The sequence below is a fragment of the Pedobacter sp. ASV1-7 genome (genome assembly GCF_040203335.1).
Classification (GTDB): Bacteria; Bacteroidota; Bacteroidia; order Sphingobacteriales; family Sphingobacteriaceae; genus Pedobacter.
In genome coordinates this window covers 370,497-376,713 of the sequence record NZ_JBEHBV010000006.1, presented here as the reverse complement: position 1 = coordinate 376,713, position 6,217 = coordinate 370,497, and the positions used below count along the sequence as shown (strand labels likewise).

Annotated in this window: 4 protein-coding genes, 2 tRNA genes and 2 rRNA genes; 6 read left to right on the top strand and 2 right to left on the bottom strand. The window is 42.2% G+C overall.

Annotation, left to right across the window (positions count from 1 at the left end):
- Positions 1-4 precede the first annotated feature (4 nt).
- The 5 genes from ABDJ41_RS16045 (at position 5) to ABDJ41_RS16025 (ending at position 4,134) form a co-directional block, all read left to right on the top strand.
- Positions 5-78 (top strand) — tRNA-Ile (locus ABDJ41_RS16045).
- Between the two features lie 19 nt (positions 79-97).
- A tRNA-Ala gene (locus ABDJ41_RS16040) sits at positions 98-174 on the top strand.
- Positions 175-407: 233 nt separating this feature from the next.
- Positions 408-3,288, top strand: a 23S ribosomal RNA gene (locus ABDJ41_RS16035).
- A gap of 125 nt (positions 3,289-3,413) precedes the next feature.
- A 5S ribosomal RNA gene (gene rrf / locus ABDJ41_RS16030) occupies positions 3,414-3,525 on the top strand.
- 99 nt (positions 3,526-3,624) lie between these two features.
- Positions 3,625-4,134, top strand: coding sequence for a GNAT family N-acetyltransferase (locus ABDJ41_RS16025; RefSeq protein WP_349787083.1), 510 nt, complete (start codon positions 3,625-3,627; stop codon positions 4,132-4,134).
- A gap of 25 nt (positions 4,135-4,159) precedes the next feature.
- On the opposite strand, the gene ABDJ41_RS16020 is transcribed toward ABDJ41_RS16025, so the two are convergent.
- Both ABDJ41_RS16020 and ABDJ41_RS16015 read right to left on the bottom strand, forming a co-directional pair.
- Positions 4,160-4,426: a hypothetical protein gene (locus tag ABDJ41_RS16020; protein ID WP_349787082.1), complete on the bottom strand. Its 267-nt coding sequence runs from the start codon at positions 4,424-4,426 to the stop codon at positions 4,160-4,162.
- A 26-nt stretch (positions 4,427-4,452) separates the two neighbouring features.
- Positions 4,453-5,115 carry an HAD family hydrolase gene (locus ABDJ41_RS16015; protein WP_349787081.1) on the bottom strand — a complete coding sequence of 221 codons (663 nt, stop codon included), beginning with the start codon at positions 5,113-5,115 and terminating at the stop codon, positions 4,453-4,455.
- Positions 5,116-5,281: 166 nt separating this feature from the next.
- Here ABDJ41_RS16015 and ABDJ41_RS16010 point away from each other — a divergent pair, with 166 nt between their 5' ends.
- Positions 5,282-6,103, top strand: coding sequence for a DCC1-like thiol-disulfide oxidoreductase family protein (locus tag ABDJ41_RS16010; RefSeq protein ID WP_349787080.1), 822 nt, complete (start codon positions 5,282-5,284; stop codon positions 6,101-6,103).
- Positions 6,104-6,217 lie beyond the last annotated feature (114 nt).

The following is a 6,217-nucleotide window of genomic DNA, read 5'->3' as shown; positions in this document are numbered from 1 at the left end:
ATTTAGTCCCGTAGCTCAGTTGGTTAGAGCACTACACTGATAATGTAGGGGTCAGCAGTTCAAATCTGCTCGGGACTACATTAAGGTATAATCTTAAGGGGGATTAGCTCAGCTGGCTAGAGCGCCTGCCTTGCACGCAGGAGGTCAACGGTTCGACTCCGTTATTCTCCACCATCACCGGTGCTTAATACAAAAGGCACAGAAATAGGGAACAAACCTGTATAGGAATGTACTCCGGGATAGAACAGTTCTTTGACATATTGGAAGAAGTTAAAAAAGAAGAGCAAACAACAATAGAGACGTTGTTTGGTCGAAGGAAAGAATGCAGTAAGCAATTACTACAAACTGACTGACGATTTAACAACAATCAAAAAAGCATTTCCATATGCGCAAAAGGGTATGGAGAGAAGAAAGTAATTAAGAGCACACAGGGGATGCCTTGGCTCTCAGAGGCGATGAAAGACGTGATAAGCTGCGATAAGCTTCGGGGATTAGCAAATATGAATTGATCCGAAGATTTCTGAATGGGGAAACCTGGCTAGTTGAAGACTAGTCGTACAATGTACGCAAACCTGCCGAACTGAAACATCTAAGTAAGCAGAGGAAGAGAAAATAATAATGATTTCCTAAGTAGTGGCGAGCGAACGGGAAAGAGCCCAAACCATATTTGTTACGGCAAATGTGGGGTTGTAGGACTACGATAAGATTATAATGCAATGAAGTGGAACAGGATGGGAAGCCTGGCGATAAAGAGTGATAGCCTCGTACACGTAAGTACCATTAGTCTAGTAGTATCCTGAGTACTGCGAGGTCGGAGACGCCTTGTAGGAATCTGCCGGCACCATCCGGTAAGGCTAAATACTCCTGAGAGACCGATAGTGAACCAGTACCGTGAGGGAAAGGTGAAAAGAACCCCGAACAGGGGAGTGAAATAGAACCTGAAACTGTGTGCTTACAAGCGGTCGGAGCGTCCAGGTGGCGTGACGGCGTGCCTTTTGCATAATGAGCCTACGAGTTACTCTTCTCTGGCAAGGTTAAGTGTTTCAGACACGGATCCGAAGCGAAAGCGAGTCTGAATAGGGCGTATAGTCAGGGGAGGTAGACGCGAAACCTTGTGATCTACCCATGGACAGGTTGAAGGTGCGGTAACACGTACTGGAGGACCGAACCGATAAACGTTGAAAAGTTTCCGGATGATCTGTGGGTAGGGGTGAAAGGCTAATCAAACTGGGAAATAGCTCGTACTCCCCGAAATGTTTTTAGGAACAGCGTCGTGGTGAAGTTAAATAGAGGTAGAGCTACTGATTGGGTGCGGGGGAGTCAAATCCTACCAAATCCAGACAAACTCCGAATGCTATTTAATATACACGGCAGTGAGGCGCGGGGTGCTAAGGTCACGCGCCGAGAGGGAAAGAACCCAGACCATCAGCTAAGGTCCCCAAGTTACAGTTAAGTTGAACTAACGAGGTCCGATTGCATAGACAGCTAGGATGTTGGCTTGGAAGCAGCCATTCATTTAAAGAGTGCGTAACAGCTCACTAGTCGAGCGATCGGGCATGGATAATAAACGGGCATAAAATTGTACACCGAAGCTATGGGTAATGTGTAAATATTACGGTAGGGGAGCATTCCAGCGGCAGCGAAGGTATGACGTAAGTTTTGCTGGAGCTTCTGGAAAAGCAAATGTAGGCATAAGTAACGATAAGGCAGGCGAGAAACCTGCCCGCCGAAAGGATAAGGTTTCCTGATCAACGCTAATCGGATCAGGGTTAGTCGGGGCCTAAGGAGAACCCGAAAGGGATATTCGATGGACAACGGGTTAATATTCCCGTACTTTTTATAACTGCGATGTGGGGACGGAGTAGTGACACTGCCGCGATCTGACGGAATAGATCGTTGAAGGCTGTAGGTATAGGACTGGTAGGCAAATCCGCCGGTCTTGCTGAAGGCCGATAGTACCGCAAACCTTCGGGGGCGTGGATAGTGCAGGTAATCAGACTTCCAAGAAAAACCGCTAAGCTTCAGGTTATAAAAACCCGTACCGCAAACCGACACAGGTATCCGGGAAGAGAATTCTAAGGCGCTCGAGTGATTCATGGCTAAGGAACTCGGCAAAATGGCCCTGTAACTTCGGGAGAAGGGGCGCTGGTAGCAATATCAGCCGCAGTGAAATGGCCCAGGCGACTGTTTAACAAAAACACATGGCTTTGCAAAATCGAAAGATGAAGTATAAGGCCTGACACCTGCCCGGTGCTGGAAGGTTAAGAGGGGATGTCATCCTCACGGAGAAGCATTGAATCGAAGCCCCAGTAAACGGCGGCCGTAACTATAACGGTCCTAAGGTAGCGAAATTCCTTGTCGGGTAAGTTCCGACCTGCACGAATGGTGTAACGATCTGGGCGCTGTCTCAGCCATGAGCTCGGTGAAATTGTGGTCCCGGTGAAGACGCCGGGTACCCGCAACGGGACGGAAAGACCCCATGCACCTTCACTACAATTTAACATTGACATTGGATGCAGGATGTGTAGGATAGGTGGGAGACTGTGAAGTGGCGTCGCTAGGCGTCATGGAGTCAACGTTGAAATACCACCCTTTCTGTATTCGATGTCTAACTTCACTTAGTGAAGGACATTGTTTGATGGGTAGTTTGACTGGGGTGGTCGCCTCCAAAAAGGTAACGGAGGCTTTCAAAGGTAAGCTCAATACGCTTGGTAACCGTATGAGGAGTGCAATAGCATAAGCTTGCTTGACTGTGAGGCAAACAAGCCGAGCAGGGTCGAAAGACGGATATAGTGATCCGGTGGTTCTGCATGGAAGGGCCATCGCTCAAAGGATAAAAGGTACGCTGGGGATAACAGGCTGATCTCCCCCAAGAGCTCATATCGACGGGGAGGTTTGGCACCTCGATGTCGGCTCGTCACATCCTGGGGCTGGAGAAGGTCCCAAGGGTTCGGCTGTTCGCCGATTAAAGTGGCACGCGAGCTGGGTTCAGAACGTCGCGAGACAGTTCGGTCCCTATCTGTTGTGGGCGTAGGAATTTTGAGTGGGGCTGACCTTAGTACGAGAGGACCGGGTTGGACTAGCCTCTAGTGAATCTGTTGTTCCGCCAGGGGCATTGCAGAGTAGCTACGCTGGGAATAGATAAGCGCTGAAAGCATCTAAGTGCGAAACTAGCCACGAGATGAGAATTCCATATAGGACCGTAGCAGACTACTACGTTGATAGGTTACAGATGTAAAGATGGTGACATCAAAGTCGAGTAATACTAATCATCCGAAGCTTTCAAGAGCAGTAAACTGTTGTTTGTTCTTCCTAACTTAACTTCTTTCAATAATATGTCACTTGTTTAGTAACAATAGCCATAATAGTCTGAAAAGATATTATGAGATATATCACTAAATATTTAAAAATATTTAGGTGCCTATATCGGTGGTGTCCACCTCTTCCCATTCCGAACAGAGAAGTTAAGCCCACCAGAGCCGATGGTACTGCGGTAACACGTGGGAGAGTAGGTCGGTGCCAAATCTTAAAGAAAGCCTTTCAGTAAACTGAAAGGCTTTTCTTGTTAATGGCAATTTTTAATCGCATGATTTTTTTAAGTTTACAATCTCTAAGCGATATTAAATGAAATTTATACAAAGTACTCATCAGGATATAGATGGGATTTTCCAACTTTATAATTATGCTACAACCTATCAAGGTGAGGTAGGTACACTGAAGTGGCAAGGATTTGAAAGAAGCATGGTAGAAAAAACAATTGATCAGCATCTTCAATGGCAGATTATGCTGGATGATGAGTTGGCATGCGTTTTTACTTTGACATTAAATGATCCTTTAATCTGGGAGGAAAAAGATAAGGATCCTGCTATTTATATACACCGTATAGCTACAAACCCCAAATTTAGAGGTAAACACTTCGTGAAACACATAGTAGAATGGGTTAAGAAGTATGCTTTGGAAAATGGGAAGTTGTATGTAAGAATGGATACGGGAAGTGGTAACGAACGATTAAACAATTACTACATAAGTTGTGGCTTCAATTATCTTGGTGTAGTAAAATTAAAGAACACAGCAGGTCTTCCAAAGCATTATCAGGATGGTTCATTTAGCTTGTTTGAAATAAAGCTCAGCTGATATCTTATTTATCCGGAGGAGGGAATTACTCTTCTTCCTCCAGATAAATTTCGTGGACTAAAAACCTGGCATGTTTTATTGGTTGTAAAAGTTCAGTTATGTCCTCTGAATCGATATGGTAAATCGTTTCACCAGCATCTGGAATTTCAGAGTCAGGAATTAGTTCAAAGAACTTTACAGTAAGGTCTGTATCGAGTTCTACAAGTTTGATATAATCTACACCATTTGCTTTCCAGTCTTTTAATATCTGTTCTGTAAAGAGTACGTAGGGATTTTTATTTTCTTCTTCCATTTTATATGCTAGTTCCGTTATACGGATTATTTATTGAAGAGTTGAATAATCTTATCATAAGAGAGAGCAGTATAATCGTCAATATATGAATTGCAGGGAGGAAGTTCGTCTTTAGTATGAGACGTTAATACGCCAACTACGTACATTCCAGCATTCAGAGCCGCAGATACGCCAGAAAATGAATCTTCAAATACCAGGCACTGCTCAGGAGATACGCCAAGATTAGCTGCAGATCTCAAATAAACTTCAGGATCTGGTTTATGTTTTTTAACATCTTCACTAGCTAGTATGGAACCCATTTTTTCACGGATATCAATTTTGCTTAATATCAGATCGAGATTGGCATAAGGAGCTGAGGTAGCAACACCTGTTTTAACACCATGATCTTTTAAATCTGATATAAAATCAAGTATACCTTTTATTGGTTCGATATGAGGTTCGTAGATTTTCCTGAAAAGGCTTTCTTTTTCTTGTTCAAGTTCTAAAAGCTCATCACCTGTAACAGGACGTTTAAAAAAATGGCTTAAAATGTAGCTGTTACTTTTTCCAAACATATGTTCAGCAAACTCCTCGTCAGATGGAGCTAAATCTCTTACAGCAAAAAATTCACGAAAGGCAAGAGAGTGGAAGGGGTTGGTATGGCAAATAACACCATCCATATCAAATATAACTGCAATATCACTATTCATATAATACAAATTTAGTGAAGTTTATTTGCATTGCTGTAGGCAGTTGGTTAAAGCATAGTAAAGAAATTAAGTTTATTTTTATATTAAATTTTCAGTAATTATTGAAGGTTTAATAATTACTGATTAGAATGCAGATAGAATTTTAGATACTATACTTAAAGCTAAAATGAAGACGCTTAAAAATTACTTGATTTTATTCGATGAAGAATGTCCGATGTGTAGTATGTATACCAATGCATTTGTGAGTACTGGTCTTTTAGATCAGGATGGACGTTCATCTTACCAGGAACTACCTGCGCAGGTTTGTCCGAATGTAGATAGGCAGCGTGCAGCTAACGAAATTGCATTAATAAATCAGGAAACCGGGGAAGTTACTTATGGTATAGAAAGTTTGTTTAAAATATTTGCAATGATAGTACCGTTTTTAGGTCCATTATTTAAATTTAAGCCTTTTATATGGGTAATGAGTAAGATGTATGGTTTTATTGCATATAACAGAAGGGTAATAGTTCCTCCTTTAAAAGGAGAGGACTTTAAGTATCAGCCAACCTTTAAATTGCACTATCGCATTATTTATCTGATTTTTACCTGGTTTATTACCGCATGGATACTTTCTGCGTATACCAGTTTAATAGCAGGTACGTTACCTGCAGGACATGCTTACCGTGAGTATTTTGTTTGTGGGGGACAAATCTTTTTCCAGGGAGGGATTGTGTTTCTGGTTAATGAGAAAAAGGTATGGGCTTATTTGGGAAATATGATGACGATCTCTTTTGGAGGAGCATTGTTATTGTTACCGGGACTAATAGTGGATGTATGGCTACAGTTGGATCCTATATTTTATGTGTTATGGTTCCTCGCTGTAGCTGGTTTGATGCTATTGGAACATATCCGTAGAACTAAACTTTTAAATCTAGGTTGGATACCAACGATTACCTGGGTATTATATCGTATTATAGTATTATTAATCATCTTTTTAATGGCATAATTAGGGATTATCATAAAATAATGCCCGCTTGTCGCAATCGCCCCTTCGATATGTCGGCATTACACTGCCATAATTGTTTAAACCTGAGTTACCTTTACAATATAGTATCGATAT

Bases quoted from the DNA above. Each gene is read 5' to 3' on its own strand.
- ABDJ41_RS16025 (WP_349787083.1), top strand. From the start codon at position 3,625: ATGAAATTTATACAAAGTACTCATCAGGATATAGATGGGATTTTCCAA.
- ABDJ41_RS16020 (WP_349787082.1), bottom strand. From the start codon at position 4,426: ATGGAAGAAGAAAATAAAAATCCCTACGTACTCTTTACAGAACAGATA.
- ABDJ41_RS16015 (WP_349787081.1), bottom strand. From the start codon at position 5,115: ATGAATAGTGATATTGCAGTTATATTTGATATGGATGGTGTTATTTGC.
- ABDJ41_RS16010 (WP_349787080.1), top strand. From the start codon at position 5,282: ATGAAGACGCTTAAAAATTACTTGATTTTATTCGATGAAGAATGTCCG.